The sequence below is a fragment of the Filomicrobium insigne genome, from assembly GCF_900104305.1.
Taxonomy (GTDB): domain Bacteria; phylum Pseudomonadota; class Alphaproteobacteria; order Rhizobiales; family Hyphomicrobiaceae; genus Filomicrobium; species Filomicrobium insigne.
Window position 1 is genome coordinate 113,135 of sequence record NZ_FNJC01000003.1, and the last position, 18,277, is coordinate 131,411.

Genomic DNA, 18,277 nt, shown 5'->3' on the forward strand with positions numbered 1-18,277 from the left:
CGAAAGCACGTTTCTTGAAAGACATGGCGCGAACTCAAAAGGACGCGCAATGTATTCCCTACGTGACCATGAGTACCTGCGGTGACCTGGAGCACCGAATAGATGACGATGAGTGCACAGCAAGCCTTGCCCCCTAGTGGGAGCTTGTTAGCCGGTTACCGGCCCATCGCAGGCGTTCGTGATGAACTGCTCGATGAGCACGGCCGGCTCCGGGCTCATTGGGCTGATGTGCTAGAAGCTCTTGAAGGTCTCGGTGATCACGAGCGGCATCAGCGCTCTGACCGTCTTAACCATCGCGTTCGCGAACTCGGCATAGCGAATGATATCTACGCTGACCCGAGCAACACCGAACAACCCTGGCATCTGGATCTCATTCCGCTGATCATTTCTCCCGCTGAGTGGCGTTGGCTTGAAGCGGCGATGATCCAGCGCGCGCGCCTGATGGACGAGATCCTCAAGGACGTCTACGGTGAACAAAACCTCATGCGGCGCAACCTTTTGCCGCCATCTCTCGTATTCTCCGACCCGGCGTTTCTGCGCCCTTGCGTTGGTATAAAACCGACAGGCTCCCCCCTTCAATTTTACGCAGCGGATATCGCACGCGGCGCGGACGGCATGTGGCGGATCATAGATAGCCATGCCGAAACGATGGCCGGCATCGGCTTCGCACTAGCCAATCGCGTTGTGCTGACCCAGGTCGCTGGCGACCTGTCTAAAACCGCAAATATCATGCGCCTGTCGTCGTTTTTCAGCGACATGCAGGCCAGCCTCTTCGCACGGTCGGAAAGACCTGATCCCCGCATTGCACTGCTGACGTCAGGGCCGACGAATAGCGATTATTTCTCGCACGCCTACATCGCTCGATATCTTGGGTGCCTCCTTGTTGAGGGAGGCGACCTCAGTGTGGTGAACGAGCGTCTGTACTTGAAGACGCTTGAGGGATTGAAGGCCATCGATCAAGTGGTGCGCTGCACCGAGGCGGCCTCGTCTGATCCGCTCGAATTGAACCCCAGCGATTTCGGCGGCCCGGTAGGGTTGGTTCAAGCTGCCCAATACAACCCGGATTTGATCGTCAACGCTCTGGGATCAGCGATCGTCGAAAACCGTGGTTTGAGCGGTTACCTTCCGAGACTGTGCCAGGAACTGCTCGGCGAACCCCTGACGTTAGGAGATGCGCCGCGTTATTGGCTGGGTGATGCGGAGGCCCGCGAGCAAGTGCTGCGGAATCCGGACAAATGGATTTTCCGCGCCGCGCACGAAGGAACAGGACGACCGGGCCGTGCAACAGCGGGCCGCATTCTTTCCGCACTCGATTCCGGGACGACCGAGTCGCTCCGCACAGAGGTTGAACTGTTCGGTCAGTCCATGGTCGCGGAAGCACCCGTAGGGTTCGCAACGACACCCTCGCTGGGAGAGAACGGTCTGCATCCCGTGCCGTACGCCGTTCGCATATTCGTCAGCGCGACTGAGGACGGGTATCGGGTGATGCCCGGTGGCATTGCGATGACCGTGGAGACCCAATCCGTCGCGCTGAGCGCCCCCTCTGCATTGACCCGAGACGTCTGGATCAGTTCCGATACCCGTAGCCGCCCGCACACGAGCTTGTGGCGTCCGGCAATAGAAACAGCCACCGTAGATCGGTCGCAGCGCGCGCTGCAAAGCCGCGTCGCCGACAACCTATTTTGGCTGGGACGTTACGCCGAACGGACGGATTGGATTATGCGAGCGCTGCGGAGTGCTCTGGAGCGGCTTGATCAGGATGTGGGGGCTTCGCCTGACGGACCGCGAGCGGCACGGCGCTGTTTGTCCAGTTTGATTGCGCGCGACAGCGACGTGGACCTGCCGGGGCCTGAAGTATCCGACATCGATGCGTTGAACTGGATGATCGGCCAGCTGCTCTGCAATGACACCCACGTCTGCGGCCTCATCCAAACCGTCGAGGCACTTCATCGGACACTCGGACATATTCGGGATCGGCTATCACTCGAAGCATGGCGCACGCTCAGACGGCTTCGCGCAGCGGATTTGCGTGGCGTCGCACGTATCGACGCGCTGGAATGGCTTGAAGATGGGCTGACCTCCATTGCCGCGTTTAATGGCCTGGTCCACGAGAACATGACACGCAACTTCGGTTGGGCTTTCCTCGATATGGGAAGGCGGCTGGAGCGCGCTTACAATCTCTCAGAAGCGATCGATGCCCTGATCGTGAAAAGCGAAGAACATTCCTCCGCGGAATTGGTTCTTTTGCTTGAACTGGGCGATAGCTTTATGACGTATCGCTCCCGTTATCGTCTCGAGCCAATGCTGCATCTTGTGCTAGATTTATTGTGCCTCGACGAAGCAAATCCGCGGAGCATAGCGTTCCAGCTCGCTGCTATTTCAAACCATCTCGAGCACCTGCCCAAGGGGCGGCTCGGAAATACCCTTTCGGAGGAGCGGCGTCTGGTGCTGGGGCTGCGGACTTCGGTCCAGCTCGCGCAGGCCGAATTGCTGGCCGACAAGAGTGGCGATAGCCAGCTCCGGGATGTTCTAACCGAACAAATGGACAAGCTTCCGCGATTGTCCGATGCCATAATGCGTAGTTATTTTAATCCGAGCGACGAGCGTCCAAGTCGTGTGTTCACACGGTTAGAGCCCACTCAATGAAGTTCGACGTCAGTCACAAGACTGTCTACAATTATTCAGCAATGGTCTCCCACTCCAGCCATTGCGTGCACCTGACGCCCCGCCCTATCGCCCGTCAGACTGTCGAGCGTCACAGTCTGATGATCGAGCCGGCGCCGACGACCCGCATCGATAGGATTGATTACTTCGGCAATCCTGTCTCGATCCTTAGCATCGACGGGGCGCATTCCGAATTCGTCGTCCATGCCCGTTCTACGATCGTCGCAGAACCTCCAGAGCCCGTTGATCCAGAAGCGACTTGCGCGTGGGAAGATGTGCAGCAACGCGTGACGACAGGGAACGGCGACTTGGACCTTGATGTGATCCAGTACTTGTCACCGTCGCGGCTGACGCAGCCAATACCGGCGATTCTGACTTATGCGCGCCCGTCGTTTCCGGAGCGGCGGCCAGCCATCGCGGCAGCCTGGGATCTTGCGCAACGCATTTTTCAAGACTTCAAGTTCGACGCGACCGCCACGGATCTCTCTACGCCGCTCAGTGAAGTCCTGCGGAACCGCCGCGGTGTTTGTCAGGATTTCTCGCATCTTATGCTGTCTTGCTTGCGCGCGATGCATCTCCCGGCACGCTACGTGAGCGGTTACATATTGACGAAGCCACCTGAAGGGGGCGAGCGGTTGCAGGGTGCCGATGCCTCCCATGCATGGGTGTCGATTTGGGCGCCGGAATGCGGTTGGGTCGATATGGATCCGACCAACAAGATCATGCCAGGCGAGGAGCACATCACCATCGCCTATGGCCGTGACTATGATGATGTATGTCCGATCAGTGGCGTCCTGTTGGGCGGACGCGAGCACGGGGTACGTGTCGCCGTTGACGTCGTACCCACTAGCTAGTGATTGGAAAGGTTAGGCAGAACCTTTTGCTCACCATGCCAGCCGCTTGCCCGGCGGACGGCCCGCTCTTTTCCCACAGCTTGCACCAAGCCGTGAACAAAGGCCATTTTCTCCAGCGCCGCTGACGGGTTGACGAAAGGATAGAAATCCTGATGCCCCATGCTGCGACTGAGGCTGTTGAGCGCCAGTGTCAGAGGCACCCACCGTTCAATGAGAGCATCGAAGGCTTCTGCTGAATAGCTGTCAAACCTATTGGCGGAATCTTGATCGTTCGCGAGCGTAATGCCATTTGCCTCGGCGGTGTCGACAGCGTCGATTATGTGCAGATAATGCGCCCAGGTCTCTGCCCAGTCTTCCCACGGATGTGAACTGGCGTACGCCGACACATAGCTGGATTGCCAGTCAGTCGGCGGACCTGCCGCATGATACTGTGAGAGCGCGCGCTCATAGTCGATGCGCTCATCTCCAAACAAGCGCCTGAACTTATCGATGTGCGGCGTACGGTCGACAAGAATTGTCCAGTAGTAATGGCCGCTTTCATGCCGGAGGTGACCGAGAAGGGACCGATAGGGTTCAGCAAATAGCTGACGCGCACGCTCACGCTCCACGGCATCGGCTTCCGCCAGGTTGACGGTAATCAAGCCATCTGCATGGCCCGTCATCGCCCCGCTGACAAAATCGAACTTCAATCCGGGTTTGCCATCGATCTCCTCGTCGAAGGGAAGGGAGAGCCGCATCAAAGCATAGATAAGCCGCTTCTTGGCATCCTCGAGAGCTGCCCATGCGGCGGTGCTACCGTTATCGGAAAGGTTAGGAATGGTTCTGTTGAGGTCACATGCTCGGCATAGACCGCTTAAGTCCCCCCTCCGCATCAGCCAATTACACACGCCATGCTGTGAATTGCTGCAATAATGAACCCTGAGGGGCTGCTCACCGATCGTTTCCAACTCATTATCTGGCGTGGGCTGCAGCGCGGACATCGTCAGCCGCTCGGGGAGAAAACCAAGCGGGCTACCGCACCGCACACAATGCACGTTCTGAAAATAAACGATGTGCCCGCAATTCGAGCAGTTGAATTTCTGCATGGAACAACGATACCCTAATGTCGGGTAACCCCGGTTGAGTTGAAGAAAACCGTCCTGAATAACGTACGAGCAATCTGATGGGTTGCGCCGCCTGCTTCAAAAGCGAATGAGGTCATGACTGCCGTGGGCAGCGAACCTTGCTACTCTGACCCCGTCACGGGACGCCACTATGCACTTGGCGACCCCCGTTGGCGGTCGGATGATGGCCACCCCTTATCGATCATCGAGCTATGCGGTTTGCGTGCTTCCGAAATCGACGTGTCGGAACGCAGTCTTTGGCGCTATCGCAAGGCCTTACCGATTCCGATCGCAAACCCCGTCTGTCTGGGAGAGGGTGTTACCCCCCTTATCCAGCGTACATGGAATGGCCGCCAGTGCCATTTTAAACTGGAATGGTTCGCCCCGACCGGGAGCTTCAAGGACCGTGGCGCATCTGTGATGGTCTCGTTCCTGCGGCAGCTAGGCATCGCCGCTATTTTGGAGGATAGCTCGGGGAATGGCGGAGCGGCGATTGCCGCCTACGGCGCGGCTGCGGGAATGCGCGTCAAGATACTTGCACCGGCTAATGCCCAACCCCCCAAGATCGCCCAGATCAAGGCGTACGGAGCTGAAGTACAACTCGTGGAGGGGCCACGGGAAGCCACGGAAGCTGAAGCGATCCGCCAGTCTTCGGAAGTTTTCTACGCCAGTCACAACTGGCATCCCTTCTTTTTGCAAGGAACGAAAACTCTCGGCTACGAGCTCTGGGAGGATCTGGGCTTTCATCCGCCAGATAACATCATCATACCGACAGGCGCAGGCAGCAACGTTCTCGGGTGCGACCTAGCGTTCACAGAGTTGATGCGAGCGGACCAAATTCATACGTTGCCGAGACTTTTCGCAGCTCAGCCAGAAAATTGCGCACCGATACATGCACACTATCAGGCTGACAGGCACGCGATGGATGCGTTGCATTTCGCGCCGACCGTCGCTGAGGGCGCGTCTATAAAGAACCCGGTGCGTCTCGGTTCTGTACTTAAAGCGATACGACGTTCAGGCGGAAACACGGTCGCCGTGAGCGAGGCCCAGATCGTCGCGGCGTGCCGGGGGTTGGCAGCCCAAGGACTCTATGTTGAACCTACCAGTGCAGTGGCCGCGGCCGCCTTTGATTTGTTGTGTCGGCGTGGGGAAATCGGTCCCGACGAAACGACGGTCGCCGTGCTGACGGGCAGTGGACTTAAGGCCTCAGCATTTATGACAGAGCTCTTTTCTCACTGACGAACGGGGGCTCTTATGAGCGAATCCTAGCGACGTCAGCAACGTGAAATTGAAAACAAAACACATAAAAATCAAAATGTTATATAGATCACATGTAATCGTAAATTAGCAATTTGTAAACCGAGGTGCATCTACCGTCCGTCACTGTTCCCGACACAGATGGTGGTAACGCGATGGCTACATTGCAGGCGGCTGACTATTCCGCCCGGTGCATCCCCCGACTGTTCCATGAGATCGTCGAAGGCAGTGTCGATGCCGTCGTCGTTGCTAATGAGGGTCACACGATCGGCTACGTCAACGCGGCGGCCGAAACATTGTTTGGTTATAGGCGCGAAGAACTCGTGGGGCAGCCGCTGGATATGCTCATCCCTCGCGCTGACCGGCGACACCGTCGACACTTGATCGAGCGCCTGAGTGCGTCTCCCACATCCAGATTTCTGTATTCAGACCATCATCATACGTTTTACGCGCTGAGGGCGAGCGGAGAAGCCTTCCCAGTCGAGATTTCTATCCTCAAGACGAAGGATGAATTGGGAGTGCGTTTCATCGCGTTCGTCCGCGACCTCACCAGACAGAAAGAGCTTGAGGCGAGCCTTGAGCGTCTCGCGAGCACGGACCCATTGACCGGGACACGCAATCGTCGTGCATTCTTGGAGGAAGCTCGGAAGGAACGTTTGCGCTGGAGGCGCTTTGGCGAGCCGCTGTCCTTGGCAATGATCGACCTGGATTGTTTCAAGAGCATCAACGACCGATTTGGTCACGTCTATGGAGATCAGGCGCTCAAACATTTTGTCACGACCGTCAACAGTACAATCCGGGAAGTCGACATCTTCGGGCGTTGGGGTGGGGAAGAGTTTGCGTTGCTTTTGCCCGCGACATGCCTGCGTAATGCAGCAGTCGTTGCAGAGCGCATCAGAGCGCGCGTACAGGCAGCAACACCGCCGCGAGAGCCCCGTTGCGCCTCCGGATGTGCACAGATAACGGCGAGTATTGGTGTCTCAACCTTTGTAAGTGATCAGGACACGATCGAAAGCATCATAAACCGTGCCGACCGTATGCTCTATATGGCCAAATCGTCAGGCAGAAATTGCGTCTGCCTTGATACCCGTGGCGATTGATCACTAGCCTCTGGTAAAATCCGACTCCGAGTACGATCTAAACTCCGTATGCATAGTTTGATTGCGGAGGGGGCGAGCGCCGTCAAAATTTGATCGTCGCGACGCTGGGACCGGATTGGTGTACGCCAAGTCGAAGGCAGAGGAAATGTTCGCCGGGACGCCGGCGTGGAGAAGGAGACAGCTATGTACAAACATATTTTGGTGGCAACGGATGGATCGGAGCCGGCCGAGCGCGCGATGCGCGATGGCTTTCAACTGGCGAAACTGCTGGGCGCTAAGGTCTCGGCCATAACCGTCTCAAGGCCGTGGCAGGCCGTAGCGCCAGGCGAGCTTATGGTGGCATTCCCGGAAGAGGAATACATGCAAGGTATTCAGCAACTCGCGGAAGAGAATTTGAAGAAGGTCACGGAGGCGGCGGCGGCAGCGGGTGTGACGTGCGAAACGATGCACGTCATTAATGATCAAGTCTATCAAGCGATCATCGATGCGGCTGAAAAGAATGGTTGCGATTTGCTCGTGTTAGGGTCACACGGCCGCACCGGACTAGCCCAGTTATTTTTAGGCAGCGAAACACAAAAAGTTCTGGCGCACACAAAAATTCCTGTCCTAGTCCATCGCTAACCGGTGGTGCGTGCCAAAGTGTGTGGAACGGAAGTAGTGATATCGCGTTTCCGATCTACAGACTACGCAACAACGGAGAGTGGATCATGCTTGGTTGGGCCGTCCTATTCCTAGTGATTGCGCTGGTCGCAGCAGCACTTGGATTTGGTGGAGTAGCTGCAGTATCAGTGGAAATCGCGCAAATCGTCTTTTGGGTTTTTATCGTTCTGTTCGTCATTTCTCTGATATACGGGCTGATAAGTGGGCGACGTCCACCAGCTGTCTGACGAAAAGAATGTGCCGGGCGTGTCGCATGCGCCCGGTTTTTTTATGTTGAATCCAATAATTCCTGAAATTCATTCCAGGCTAAGAACATCCTGAAACTTTGAGACGGCACAGAGGTTGAGCAGTGGCTCCCTCATGTTTCAACGTGCGCCATGCTCACATCGATTTTGCAAACGACGCCTTCCGGTAGATAGTTGATGACAGCATTTCCATCGAGGGCTCGCGCTAGGATCCGCTCAGTCATCGTCTGCCCGAAACCGGGTGGAGAGGTCGGAGGGGACACTTCCGGTCCATCCTTTTCTTGCCACGTAATTTTGAGCGTATTCGGATCATCCGCTGGATCGAGTGTCCAGAAGACATTGATTTGCCCCTTGGTATCGGAAAGCGCCCCGAATCGTTGCGCGTTGCGGGCAAGTTCGTGCAGGGCAAGGCCCAGGTTCTGCGCGGGTTCTGTTCTTATGCGCACACTAGGTCCCTCAAGATGGAGTCTCCTCTCCGCGCCATCCAGGTAGGGTTTTATTTGTGTGCGAACGAGTTCATCCAAGGGAATGGCGCGCCAGTCGTGCTCCACGAGGAGGTCCTGACTGCCCACCAATGCGCGAAGACGCGCATCGAATGATGCCAAGAATTCGCTTAGAGACTTTGACCGTTGCGCTGTTTGTCGCGCGATGCCGAGCAAAATCGTAAGTGTGTTTTTGGACCGGTGAGACATTTCACGCAAAACGCTACGTAAACGCTCTTCGCGTTCCTTCTGCTCAGTGACTTCCACCGCAATGGAAAGGATACCCGCGATCGACCCATCCTCATTGTGATAGGGCTCCGCGGTCAAATCGAAGTAGCGCAACTGATGGCCGTTCTGGACGATGACCTGACCGCGTTCTTCTTCGCCGGTATCGATAACTCTCTGTTTGAGAGACATCGTTTCCTCAGAAGTCTTGTTTGGCAGGATTTCGTCATCGGTCCGCCCCAGCATGTACTGAGCGTCAAAACCTGACGGAGCATTACGTATCCAGACGTAACGCAGACTAAGATCCTGCATCGATACCGTGATGTTTGTATCGCGCAGCGCTATTTCGAGCCGTTTTTTCGCTTCGTAGACCTCGCGGGACCGTACCGCAACTCTCTCCTCCAAATCCTTCCGTGTTTCGCGAAGTTTTTCGAGCGTGCGGCGGTGTGCGGCAACGCGATGTTCAAGGTCGGCGCGGGACGGCATCTCGATAGCCGCACTGATCAGCAAGCACACAGCAATGGCGGCAAAAGGAGCCACGATAGCCGCACTGATCCACGCAAATTCCGCGATCTCGCTTTCTACGAGCCCATCGGGAAACAAGGGTGACAGATAGGTCGTAAGCCAGTGCGAGGTCGAAGGGAGCAGCAACGCAACGCCAGTCAGGAATGCAAACACGATCCCCAACGCCACACCCCACCACCCCGAGGGAGATAGCTCACTCAGCCGCTTTATCAGAAGGATGCTTCCAATGGCCATCACAATAAGCGCTGCGCCCACCATGGCTTGAGCTGCGATTGCGATGCCGGTTTCTGGCTCCAATTCGTTACCTGCGACTAGATATAAAAAGTTTGGGATGAAAACGGCGAGCGGACCATATCCGGACGCCCAACATGAAGACGTCAAGGCGAAGCGAAAATTAGGGACAAGTGTGCACGCCGCCTATTCTTGAAACGTTCTTTAGCATGGCAGGTTCCCTATTCCTGTTCCTCTGAGAACTCCGGAAAGTAAACATCACGTACATATAATTGCGGGAGCAACTGATTCGGGTTGCCCGGCATAGTGATTTCTCGACGAGCATAGGCAGTCCACGGAACAAAAATGCGGGACGACATCTTCCTCATCCCTTACCACTCCGCAAGTACTTGGCCGTGAGAAGTCCCCTGCAGACGAGATCACGCATCGAGGCGTCTCGGACAAGGTTAACGCGAGATCAGAAGAAGAGTTCCTTATCGTCGCGGATCGCAGGGTGAACTTGATTTCGCAGCGTGCCGGCTTAGTCGGGCAACGTAAGTTCGTCAGATTCATCCGCGCTTATGGCGGCAAGGGGGGCTGAAAATTCATAGCGTAAGCCCTCGGCGGCGAATGTGATTTTGGGCTGACTATCCGGTCCGTGCGCGAGTGATTGGCGCAAGAGCGTCTGCCCGAAGCCGCGGCGCGTAGGTTCATTGACGGGAGGCCCACCACTTTCCTGCCACTCAAATCGGCAAACGGCGTTACGGCCACGTCCGACGACGTTCCAGCGGACACTGACGCGGCCAGTCGAGTTGGACATGGCTCCATATTTTACTGCGTTCGTCGCGAGCTCGTGCAGGATAAGCGCGAGTGTTTGCGCGGTGCCGGCGCTTAGCTGAACATCGGGACCGCTGACTATAGCGCGTGCACCAAAAGCCTCGAGCTCGGCCTGGACCAATTCGCGTAGAGGAGCGCCGGACCAGGATGAATCGAGAAGGAGCGTATGGGCGCGGGCGAGTGCGTGAAGGCGCTTTGAAAAGACTTCGCGCGCCTCTTCGACATTGCGTCCGTCCGATAAGCTGCGGGTTGCAATAGATTGCACGACCGCGAGCGTGTTCTTGACCCGGTGCGCAAGCTCCCGCGTCATCAAAGACATACGTTCATTAGCTTCATCTGCCATTGCTTGGCGTTGCCCGATGGAGAGCACGAGGAATGAGAGGAGCGCGGTCGCCATCAAGCCAGCAGCTAGCAGTGTGTGGGCACCTGAATAATCAATTGATTGCTCGAACTCTGGTGTGGATTCAAAGCGCAGAAGCCAGTTTGCTCCGTACAGGTCGCGTGCAGCTTCAACACTGAACCGTGGCTTCGATCGCGCAGCGCTCATACCATCGGTAAGGTTTTCGGATTGATAGAGCTGTTTCGGATCGGCACCACCGGTGGCATCGAAGATCGCTATACTCGTGAAGCGGTCGGGGCGCGGATATTGGCGCTCGACCACACTTTTCATTAGTTCTTTCACACGCAAGGGGCTGTAGATGAACCCGCGCAGCGCCGCGCGCCGTTCTTCAACGGTACCGGTCGGCATGTTTTCGCGATAAAGCGGCAGGTAAAGTAGAAAGCCAGACGAACTGTCACTGTTCGCCTCTTTGGTTTGAAGGCTAGTAACATAACCGCTGGCCGCCGGTAATCCCGTGTCGCGCGCGCGTATCATCGCGGCTCTGCGGACAGGTTCTGACCACATGTCGAAGCCGAGAACCTCCCGGTTCTGTACAAACGGTTCGACAAAGACGACCGCAGAATAGATGTCTCGATCTTCTTTGGGCTTCAGATCGTAACTTGGGAAGCCCTCGCCCCGGACGGCAGCGATATGCGCGTCCCTTTCGGTTCTCGTCAAAACGGCAGCAAAGCCGATGCCTTTGATCCCTGGAAAATTCTCAGTAATCCGCAACGCTTCAACGTAGCGACGAAATTGAGTGCGGCTGACAGCCGGAAGGGTTTCGAAAAGGGCTTGTGTGCCCCGCAGCATATGCTCGTAAGCGGTTGTAGAACGCTCAATTTCCGCCATGAGGGCTTCGGTGCGTCCCTGAAAGACCTTTTCGGCTTGTTCCGTGACGCTGGAAACGCCAAAGCGCCAAGCTAGCGTCGTGGCCGTCAATCCGACCACGGCGACGATCATTACGGACCGTACCGTAGGCCGCATTGCTGCTCGCCAATCAGGAATATGGGATAGAAGCCGTCGAAAGGTCGGAAGCATGCGGTATGATAACTGTCCTTATGCTGCTTTTTCGGCTGAGCTCGGGTGAAAGATCTATATGGCGCCAAACAATCGCATCGTGCGTGCGTCCCGTAAAGCTGTAGGCCGCCAACCGATGAATGTTGGCTCTTCGACCGCAACTAAGGGAACTCATGCATCGCACACGCGTTCAATCAGGTCGGGTTCGTGAGATTGGCGCTGCGCACAACCGTGGGCCCATTCGCAAATTGCTAGGTGCTCGCAATACGAGGGGCTGAGATGGCAAAGCCAGACACTCTCATTGTCACATGTCCAAAATGCGCGACGCTTAATCGTGTTCCCTTTGAAAAATTGGGCGACCACGGCACATGTGGAAAATGCCACAATCCGCTATTTGCGGGGAGCCCCATAGAGTTGACCTCTGAAAACTTCTCAAAGCACGCCGCTTCGAGCGACATCCCCCTACTCATCGACTTTTGGGCGAGTTGGTGCGGTCCGTGTCGACAAATGGCGCCTGGCTTTGCAGCCGCAGCCCAAAAGGTCGAACCGCGTTTGCGCCTGGGCAAGGTGGACACTGAAAAGGAGCAGGACTTGGCGGCGCGTTTTGGTATCCGCAGCATTCCGAGCCTCGTTCTCCTGCATAAAGGTGAAGAACTGGCGCGCACCACCGGCGCCATGCCCGAGACGGCACTTCTGAATTGGATTGACAACGCGATGGCAAAGCGTCAGCGACATTTCCCAAGCCAATCAATTGGGGATGAAGCATGAGCTTGTTATTCACACCGTCAAAGGTGGGATCTGTACAACTCCGTAATCGTATTATCATTGCACCGATGTGCCAATATTCAGCCGAAGAAGGTTGCGCCACTGATTGGCACATGATTCACCTCGGCAATCTGGCTCTTTCTGGAGCTGGGTTGCTCACGATCGAAGCCACGGCGGTCGTGCCAGAAGGACGGATCAGTCCTGATGACCTAGGTCTGTGGTCTGATGATACGGAAGCCGCGCTTAGCCGCGTGTTGCAGGCCGTTCGGCGTTACTCGGACATTCCGATCGCTATTCAGCTGGCACACGCCGGACGTAAGGCATCCGTGCGCGTGCCTTGGGAGGGCGGCGCGCAGATTAAACCGAATGAAAGTCGTGGCTGGCAGACCTACGCGCCTTCAGCCATACCTTTTGCCGAAGGCGACAATCCGCCGGTGGCCTTGGATCGCGGCGAAATGGAGATAATCCGCGAAGCCTTCGGTGAAGCTGCAAAACGAGCGGCGCGCTTGGGCCTCGACGCAATACAAATTCACGCGGCGCACGGATATCTGCTGCACGAATTTCTTTCACCTCTTGCCAACCAGCGAGACGATGAGTACGGCGGCAGTTTGGAAAACCGGATGCGGTTTCCGCTTGAGGTCTATGACGTCGTACGCGCGGCCTTTCCGGCTGATCGCCCCGTAAGTGTCCGTGTATCAGGATCGGATTGGGCGGAAGGAGGCTGGGACAGCGAGCAGACGGTTGCTTTCGCCAAGGCCTTAGAGAAGCGCGGATGCAGCGCCGTCCATGTGTCGAGTGGCGGCCTGGTCCCTACTCAAAAGATCCCGGTCGGGCCCGGCTATCAGGTGCCGCTCGCCCGCGCCGTAAAGGCCGCGACCAAATTGCCGACGATCGCGGTTGGGTTGATCACCAGTTACGACCACGCAGAAGCGATCGTCGCGAATGGAGACGCAGACTTCGTCGCACTCGCAAGAACGATACTCTACGAGCCGCATTGGCCTTGGCATGCTGCGGCGCACCTCGGTGCGACCGTTAAGGCGCCCAAGCAATATCTGCGGTCCCAACCTGCGCGCTATCGACATCTCTTAGAAGGATAGAGCACAAGGAGTTTCGAGTGACCTTGCTAATTTTGGATCTTGAACCGCCAACACAATGAAAGACACTCCGCGCAAACGCGGCGTGGTGAATATTGTTCGGTGGAACACAATGAACGAAAACGAGGTTGCAGAAATGCAAGATGAAGCCGGGGAAAAGAAAGACGCCGTCGATACCGTTCGGGAAATGAACGACGAGACCAAAAGCTCCCGGCTAGAACGCGGCGAGGAAGAAAAAGCCCGCGAGCGTTCTCGCCTGCGCGCGGCGGCAGTTTTCGAGATCATCCGGCGAGAGGGGCAAGGTGAGCTGGCGAGGGGCTTCCCCGCATTGTGGTGGTCCGGCCTTGCCGCGGGCCTCTCAATTGGTTTTTCCGTGCTCGCAGAGGCTTTTCTTGCGGCTCATCTGCCCGATGAGCCGTGGAAACCGTTGGTCGACAACCTCGGATATTCGGTTGGCTTTCTAATCGTTATTCTCGGACGTCAACAGCTCTTCACCGAGAATACTCTGACCGCCGTCCTACCGTTTATTTCCAGAGGTGGGCACGTTTGGTGGCTGGTCTTGTTACGGCTGTGGGGAATTGTTTTGGCGGCCAACCTTATCGGCTGCATGATCTTTGCGTACTTCATCTCGCAGAGCGGTGTGTTGCCGCCCGAGGTTGCCCGTGCCGTGACGGAAATCGGCGAGCATATGATGACCAACACACCGAGCGAGATGTTCCTCAAGGGGATTGTGGCGGGTTGGCTTATTGCTGCGCTGGTTTGGATGATGCCGTCCGCCGAGGGCAGCGAGTTTTGGATCATCACCCTGATGACGTATTTGATCGCGTTGGGGGATTTCACCCATGTCATCGCAGGATCTGCAGAAGCGTTCTATCTCTTCTTTGAGGGACGCGTTGGTCTTGCTGATGTCTTCGGGGGTTTCCTTTTACCCACGCTTGCGGGAAATGTGTTTGGCGGCACAGTGCTGTTCGCCGTCGTCGCCTATGCGCAGGTGCGTGAAGAGATCGCCAAGGAACGGTAAGCGTGCATAAGGAAATGTGCGTCGGCTGAGCGCGAGGATTTTGTCCTTTCGCCGGCCGACGCCGCGACATTCAATCAGGCGACGATTGCACCCAACATCCAGATAGCTTTCTCGTGAAACGCGAGGCGCCCGTTTAGAAGATCGTGCGTTACAAAGTCTTCGTCTTCAGCCGCGCTTGCAGTGATGCTGCGGATGCGCCGGGCCATTTCCTCGTGATCCGCGATAAGATGTTTGACCATCTCCTGGGCTGACCGTTTGCTCGTTTCTTCATTGAGCTGGGTCATAGACTCTAGCTTCTCAAAGCTCAGCGGTGTGGGGTAGCCCAACGCCCGAATGCGTTCCGCGATATCGTCGGCGGCTTGGAAAAGATTTTTGTAATGCTGTTCTGTAAGTTCATGGAGCGGAAGGAAGACAGGCCCAACGACGTTCCAATGGTAGACATGAGTTTTCACGAGCAGCGTGTAGGTATCGCCGAGGACCTTCCCGAGATCTTCAGCGAGCTTTGATCTGCTTTTTTGATTGAGCCCGGTATTTGGATTTTCGTTGGCCGGCTGCGCGGCAAGAGCGGTCTTTGCCATGTTTGTTTGCCTCTAATTGAATTTGAAACAGCGTGACCCGTAGGCCGACGCGTAGGGCCACGGACTGGGGGACGTCCCGGCTCGCAGAGGCAACGCACTGTGCAAGTCCATCGTTCCCCCGCTTGAGGCAAGGCAAAGTTCAATAAAATTGGAGAAGGGTGACAAAGACTTGGCAGGATCAGCCGTTACGTCCGGCGATCGTTCCACTGATAGGAATGGTCACGTCGCCTGAGTATTCGAGTGCGAGATCTTCAGCAGACTCGATGTGCATGATTTCCGCAAGGCGTGCACGGGCTCGGTTGACACGGCTCTTCACGGTGCCCACGGCGCAACCGGAGATTTCAGCGGCTTCTTCGTAGCTGAAGCCTTCAGCAGCGACGAGGAGGATAGCCTCGCGTTGATCCTCCGACAGTTGCTCAAGCGCGGAAACAAGGTCGTTGAGGTCAAGATGTCCGTGTTGAGCAGGTTGGACGGAAAGCTTCGAACTATATTCACCGTCGCCATCAGCAACTTCCCGTCGCCGTTTCCGAAACTCAGAGAAATATGCATTGCGCAGGATCGTGAACAGCCAAGCCTTCAGGTTGGTGCCTTCCTGGAACGTATCGATCTTGTCCCAGGCCTTGACCAAGGCTTCCTGCACGAGATCGTCTGCACGATCCGCATTGCCGCTAAGTGAGATTGCGAACGCCCGAAGGTTGGGGATCGCAGCCACCAGGGCGCGTTTCATCTCTTCGGATTGTTGAGCCGCTGTCACGATTTACGCCTCTTTGCAGCTTCTTCCGATACTTGCAACTGGTCGAGCAACTGCAAAAATTTGTCTGGAATCGGTTGCTGTATGAGCTCTCCATAGGACGCACGAACCCGTCGACCGACGGCATCACGCACCTCCGAATTGCTATCGCGCACCGAACTGGTGGCGATTGTGTCGATGTCACCTTGCCTCAATTTTTCTTCTTCTCCGCAATCGGTATGCTTGTCCTCTCCGCCGCCTTTACGGGCTATGTCGGTAGGGTCCACCACCTGCCGCAGCTCCTGGTCCTTGTTCGCCATCAGTTCCCTCGGGGGATTCCTTGTTGATCTATCCCAAATCAACTGATCCTATCGGATACCAGACCAGTCCGGCAAACCTGCACGGCATGGTGCCCACCACCAGCCGAAAACGCGTGCAGCGTGGGATGGTTCCGGAGTTTGGAACTTTTTTTTCGCCTGCGGGTTTCCATCGCCGATGACCAAATCAAATCGCACTAGACGTCCACAATCAGGAACATCTTATGTCGCTAGCTACAGTTATCGCTCCTCACCTTCCGTATTTGCGGCGCTTTGCGCGCGCGCTTACGGGAAGTCAGACAAGCGGGGATGCCTACGTCGCAGCAGCGCTCGAGGCACTTGTTGAGGACCCTGACAGCTTCCCTGACACTCTCCCGCCACGCGCGGCGCTATTCCAGGTCTTCCTCAAACTTTGGGGGTCGTTGGACGTTAATTCTCAGCACAATCGTGAGGCCGACGAAGCCGTGGACACGCTGATCGAGCGCAAGCTCGAGGCAATTACACCGCGACCTCGCCAAGCCTTCTTGCTTGTATCGGTTGAACAATTTTCTCCCGATGAGGCTGCTGCCATTATGGGGGTCCCAGAAAACGAGTTGAATGAGCTGGTCGAGGAAGCTGGCGCAGAAATTGCTGCGCAGGTCGCCACCGATGTGCTCATCATCGAAGACGAACCGCTGATCGCGATGGACCTGGAAGAAATCGTTTCGTCGTTGCGTCATCGTCCGATCGGCGTAGCAAGAACGCACCGCGAAGCCGTCGAGCTTGTTAAAAAGAGGACACCAGGCCTGATCCTTGCGGACATACAACTGGCCGATGGAAGTTCGGGGATCGATGCCGTCAACGAACTTCTGGGCTCAATCGAAGTTCCGGTGATCTTCATTACGGCTTACCCGGAGCGGTTGCTGACCGGGCAGCGTCCGGAACCGACGTTCCTTCTGACCAAGCCTTTCCAGCCCGCCATGCTCAAAGCTCTTATCAGTCAGGCGCTGTTCTTCGAACAGAAAGCTGGTTCTAAAGCAGCCTGATAACAGCAATTGCCGCCAAAACTAAAGAAGCCCCGTATCGCTTTCTGGCGATACGGGGCTTTGCATTGTATTGGACAAAACTAGCTTACCAGCGGCGCATCCATTCTTCGACCTGACGTTTCGCTTCTGACTTCGCGATGCCATATCGTTCTTGAATTTTGCCTTCGAGCTGTTCGCGTTTGCCGGCGATCTGGTCAAGTTCATCGTCGGTCAGCTTGCCCCACTGTTCGTGGACCTTACCGCTAAATTGCTTCCAGTTACCTTCGACTTGATCCCAGTTCATGGATAAACTCCTTAAACGGTTGCAGCATATTTTTCATTGGACCACACGAGCAATCTGCGCTCGTAAGCGGCTTGCATGAATAACGGATGATGAGCCGGGGAGGTTCCTGTTTTTATTTCTCAAAGATTGAGAAATAAGTATCAGAAAAATATGAATAATATCAGGGTGCAGACAAACAAAAGGGGAGCGGATAACCGCTCCCCTCGGTACGAGATTAAATTAAGTTGTCTTATTGTTTTTCGGCTGGTGCGGGCTGCTTGGAACCATCGCCTTGCATCGCTTCCTTCGCCTTTTCGTAGCCCTCTTTGGCCTTTTCCTTCACGGTCTCGTATCCGCTCTTAACAGCCTTTGAAGCCTCATCAAGCCGGTCGCGCATGGTCTTCTCGCCAGCGACTTTAAATTCCGGGGCCGCCTGCAAGGCTTCCTTTGTCGTGTCAACGATTACGATATGTGATCCATCTTTTTCCTTGCGCAACTCAGTATCGGCAAGCTTTACCGCAACGTACTTTTCAGCAAGCCCAACAAATCCACCGACGCCAAGTACGAGAGCCTGAACCTGCCCCGAAGGCGACAAGACCAAATCGTTGACATCACCGATCTTCTCGTCCGCATTGTTCTTCACGGGCGCGCCGATCCAGCGAGAGGCTCTGACCTCATCCGCGCTCGGTCCGGAAATAAACTCTAACGTTGAGCTATTAGCGGTATCTGTTGCTGTTTGAGCCATCGCCGGCGCTGCGAAGAACGCAGGCGATAGAGCTACAATGGCGCTCGCTGTCAGCAAGAATCCGCGCATCAATGATCTCCTCCTGTTTAGTGGCGGGCAACGATGTGCAACATGCCACGCTCTTAAAATTCATGTGACGTCATCTGGTTCCCCGGTAGGAGCCGAGGACACCAAAGGCACGC

Annotated in this window: 18 protein-coding genes; 10 read left to right on the top strand and 8 right to left on the bottom strand. The window is 56.0% G+C overall.

Going from position 1 to position 18,277, the window contains the following annotated elements; translation table 11 throughout:
* Window positions 1-102 precede the first annotated feature (102 nt).
* Both BLS30_RS10670 and BLS30_RS10675 read left to right on the top strand, forming a co-directional pair.
* Entirely contained in the window at window positions 103-2,646 is a 2,544-nt protein-coding gene (locus BLS30_RS10670; RefSeq protein ID WP_090228725.1) for a circularly permuted type 2 ATP-grasp protein, read from the top strand.
* On the top strand, window positions 2,643-3,518 hold the full coding sequence (locus tag BLS30_RS10675; protein ID WP_046479217.1) for a transglutaminase family protein: 876 nt from the start codon (window positions 2,643-2,645) through the stop codon (window positions 3,516-3,518). The genes BLS30_RS10670 and BLS30_RS10675 overlap by 4 nt, the downstream gene beginning before the upstream one ends.
* On the opposite strand, the gene BLS30_RS10680 is transcribed toward BLS30_RS10675, so the two are convergent.
* Window positions 3,515-4,603: a zinc-binding metallopeptidase family protein gene (locus BLS30_RS10680; RefSeq protein ID WP_090228727.1), complete on the bottom strand. Its 1,089-nt coding sequence runs from the start codon at window positions 4,601-4,603 to the stop codon at window positions 3,515-3,517. The two genes, BLS30_RS10675 and BLS30_RS10680, sit on opposite strands and share 4 nt — an antisense overlap.
* Window positions 4,604-4,726: 123 nt before the next feature.
* Between BLS30_RS10680 and BLS30_RS10685 the strand changes: the two genes are divergently transcribed.
* The 4 genes from BLS30_RS10685 (at window position 4,727) to BLS30_RS10700 (ending at window position 7,865) form a co-directional block, all read left to right on the top strand.
* A complete protein-coding gene (locus tag BLS30_RS10685) occupies window positions 4,727-5,860 on the top strand; it encodes a threonine synthase (RefSeq protein WP_425284162.1) in 1,134 nt (377 codons plus the stop codon).
* A gap of 173 nt (window positions 5,861-6,033) precedes the next feature.
* On the top strand, window positions 6,034-6,978 hold the full coding sequence (locus BLS30_RS10690; RefSeq protein ID WP_046479215.1) for a GGDEF domain-containing protein: 945 nt from the start codon (window positions 6,034-6,036) through the stop codon (window positions 6,976-6,978).
* Window positions 6,979-7,161: 183 nt separating this feature from the next.
* Window positions 7,162-7,599, top strand: coding sequence for a universal stress protein (locus BLS30_RS10695; RefSeq protein ID WP_046479214.1), 438 nt, complete (start codon window positions 7,162-7,164; stop codon window positions 7,597-7,599).
* Window positions 7,600-7,685: 86 nt separating this feature from the next.
* Window positions 7,686-7,865 carry a DUF1328 domain-containing protein gene (locus BLS30_RS10700; RefSeq protein ID WP_046479213.1) on the top strand — a complete coding sequence of 60 codons (180 nt, stop codon included), beginning with the start codon at window positions 7,686-7,688 and terminating at the stop codon, window positions 7,863-7,865.
* A gap of 131 nt (window positions 7,866-7,996) precedes the next feature.
* On the opposite strand, the gene BLS30_RS10705 is transcribed toward BLS30_RS10700, so the two are convergent.
* Entirely contained in the window at window positions 7,997-9,412 is a 1,416-nt protein-coding gene (locus BLS30_RS10705; RefSeq protein WP_090228732.1) for a sensor histidine kinase, read from the bottom strand.
* 454 nt (window positions 9,413-9,866) lie between these two features.
* Window positions 9,867-11,525 (bottom strand): CHASE domain-containing protein, encoded by a 1,659-nt coding sequence (locus BLS30_RS10710; RefSeq protein ID WP_160298704.1) that lies wholly within the window; start codon window positions 11,523-11,525, stop codon window positions 9,867-9,869.
* 312 nt (window positions 11,526-11,837) lie between these two features.
* Here BLS30_RS10710 and trxC point away from each other — a divergent pair, with 312 nt between their 5' ends.
* From trxC to BLS30_RS10725, 3 genes are all read left to right on the top strand, one after another.
* Entirely contained in the window at window positions 11,838-12,326 is a 489-nt protein-coding gene (gene trxC, locus BLS30_RS10715) for a thioredoxin TrxC (protein WP_046479210.1), read from the top strand.
* On the top strand, window positions 12,323-13,420 hold the full coding sequence (locus BLS30_RS10720) for an NADH:flavin oxidoreductase/NADH oxidase (protein WP_046479209.1): 1,098 nt from the start codon (window positions 12,323-12,325) through the stop codon (window positions 13,418-13,420). The genes trxC and BLS30_RS10720 overlap by 4 nt, the downstream gene beginning before the upstream one ends.
* Window positions 13,421-13,529: 109 nt before the next feature.
* Window positions 13,530-14,438 (top strand): formate/nitrite transporter family protein, encoded by a 909-nt coding sequence (locus BLS30_RS10725; RefSeq protein ID WP_197540864.1) that lies wholly within the window; start codon window positions 13,530-13,532, stop codon window positions 14,436-14,438.
* Window positions 14,439-14,512: 74 nt separating this feature from the next.
* Here the strand turns inward: BLS30_RS10725 and BLS30_RS10730 are convergent, their stop codons facing one another.
* The 3 genes from BLS30_RS10730 to BLS30_RS10740 all read right to left on the bottom strand — a co-directional run bounded on the left by BLS30_RS10730 (window position 14,513) and on the right by BLS30_RS10740 (window position 16,066).
* On the bottom strand, window positions 14,513-15,016 hold the full coding sequence (locus tag BLS30_RS10730; RefSeq protein ID WP_046479208.1) for a Dps family protein: 504 nt from the start codon (window positions 15,014-15,016) through the stop codon (window positions 14,513-14,515).
* A 178-nt stretch (window positions 15,017-15,194) separates the two neighbouring features.
* On the bottom strand, window positions 15,195-15,770 hold the full coding sequence (locus BLS30_RS10735) for a sigma-70 family RNA polymerase sigma factor (RefSeq protein ID WP_280136708.1): 576 nt from the start codon (window positions 15,768-15,770) through the stop codon (window positions 15,195-15,197).
* A complete protein-coding gene (locus BLS30_RS10740; RefSeq protein WP_046479207.1) occupies window positions 15,767-16,066 on the bottom strand; it encodes a NepR family anti-sigma factor in 300 nt (99 codons plus the stop codon). The genes BLS30_RS10735 and BLS30_RS10740 overlap by 4 nt, the downstream gene beginning before the upstream one ends.
* Before the next feature lie 221 nt (window positions 16,067-16,287).
* Between BLS30_RS10740 and BLS30_RS10745 the strand changes: the two genes are divergently transcribed.
* Window positions 16,288-17,088, top strand: a complete 801-nt coding sequence (locus BLS30_RS10745; RefSeq protein ID WP_046479206.1) for a response regulator — start codon at window positions 16,288-16,290, stop codon at window positions 17,086-17,088.
* An 85-nt stretch (window positions 17,089-17,173) separates the two neighbouring features.
* Here BLS30_RS10745 and BLS30_RS10750 read toward each other — a convergent pair whose 3' ends face one another.
* A complete protein-coding gene (locus tag BLS30_RS10750) occupies window positions 17,174-17,371 on the bottom strand; it encodes a CsbD family protein (RefSeq protein WP_046479205.1) in 198 nt (65 codons plus the stop codon).
* A gap of 229 nt (window positions 17,372-17,600) precedes the next feature.
* Window positions 17,601-18,164: a PRC-barrel domain-containing protein gene (locus BLS30_RS10755; protein WP_090228735.1), complete on the bottom strand. Its 564-nt coding sequence runs from the start codon at window positions 18,162-18,164 to the stop codon at window positions 17,601-17,603.
* Between the last annotated feature and the right edge of the window lie 113 nt (window positions 18,165-18,277).

What these genes read in the sequence shown, in the direction of transcription:
- BLS30_RS10670 (WP_090228725.1), top strand. Translation starts at nt 103, where the DNA reads ATGACGATGAGTGCACAGCAAGCCTTGCCCCCTAGTGGGAGCTTGTTA.
- BLS30_RS10675 (WP_046479217.1), top strand. Translation starts at nt 2,643, where the DNA reads ATGAAGTTCGACGTCAGTCACAAGACTGTCTACAATTATTCAGCAATG.
- BLS30_RS10680 (WP_090228727.1), bottom strand. Translation starts at nt 4,603, where the DNA reads ATGCAGAAATTCAACTGCTCGAATTGCGGGCACATCGTTTATTTTCAG.
- BLS30_RS10690 (WP_046479215.1), top strand. Translation starts at nt 6,034, where the DNA reads ATGGCTACATTGCAGGCGGCTGACTATTCCGCCCGGTGCATCCCCCGA.
- BLS30_RS10695 (WP_046479214.1), top strand. Translation starts at nt 7,162, where the DNA reads ATGTACAAACATATTTTGGTGGCAACGGATGGATCGGAGCCGGCCGAG.
- BLS30_RS10700 (WP_046479213.1), top strand. Translation starts at nt 7,686, where the DNA reads ATGCTTGGTTGGGCCGTCCTATTCCTAGTGATTGCGCTGGTCGCAGCA.
- BLS30_RS10710 (WP_160298704.1), bottom strand. Translation starts at nt 11,525, where the DNA reads ATGCGGCCTACGGTACGGTCCGTAATGATCGTCGCCGTGGTCGGATTG.
- trxC (WP_046479210.1), top strand. Translation starts at nt 11,838, where the DNA reads ATGGCAAAGCCAGACACTCTCATTGTCACATGTCCAAAATGCGCGACG.
- BLS30_RS10720 (WP_046479209.1), top strand. Translation starts at nt 12,323, where the DNA reads ATGAGCTTGTTATTCACACCGTCAAAGGTGGGATCTGTACAACTCCGT.
- BLS30_RS10725 (WP_197540864.1), top strand. Translation starts at nt 13,530, where the DNA reads ATGAACGAAAACGAGGTTGCAGAAATGCAAGATGAAGCCGGGGAAAAG.
- BLS30_RS10730 (WP_046479208.1), bottom strand. Translation starts at nt 15,016, where the DNA reads ATGGCAAAGACCGCTCTTGCCGCGCAGCCGGCCAACGAAAATCCAAAT.
- BLS30_RS10740 (WP_046479207.1), bottom strand. Translation starts at nt 16,066, where the DNA reads ATGGCGAACAAGGACCAGGAGCTGCGGCAGGTGGTGGACCCTACCGAC.
- BLS30_RS10745 (WP_046479206.1), top strand. Translation starts at nt 16,288, where the DNA reads ATGTCGCTAGCTACAGTTATCGCTCCTCACCTTCCGTATTTGCGGCGC.
- BLS30_RS10750 (WP_046479205.1), bottom strand. Translation starts at nt 17,371, where the DNA reads ATGAACTGGGATCAAGTCGAAGGTAACTGGAAGCAATTTAGCGGTAAG.
- BLS30_RS10755 (WP_090228735.1), bottom strand. Translation starts at nt 18,164, where the DNA reads ATGCGCGGATTCTTGCTGACAGCGAGCGCCATTGTAGCTCTATCGCCT.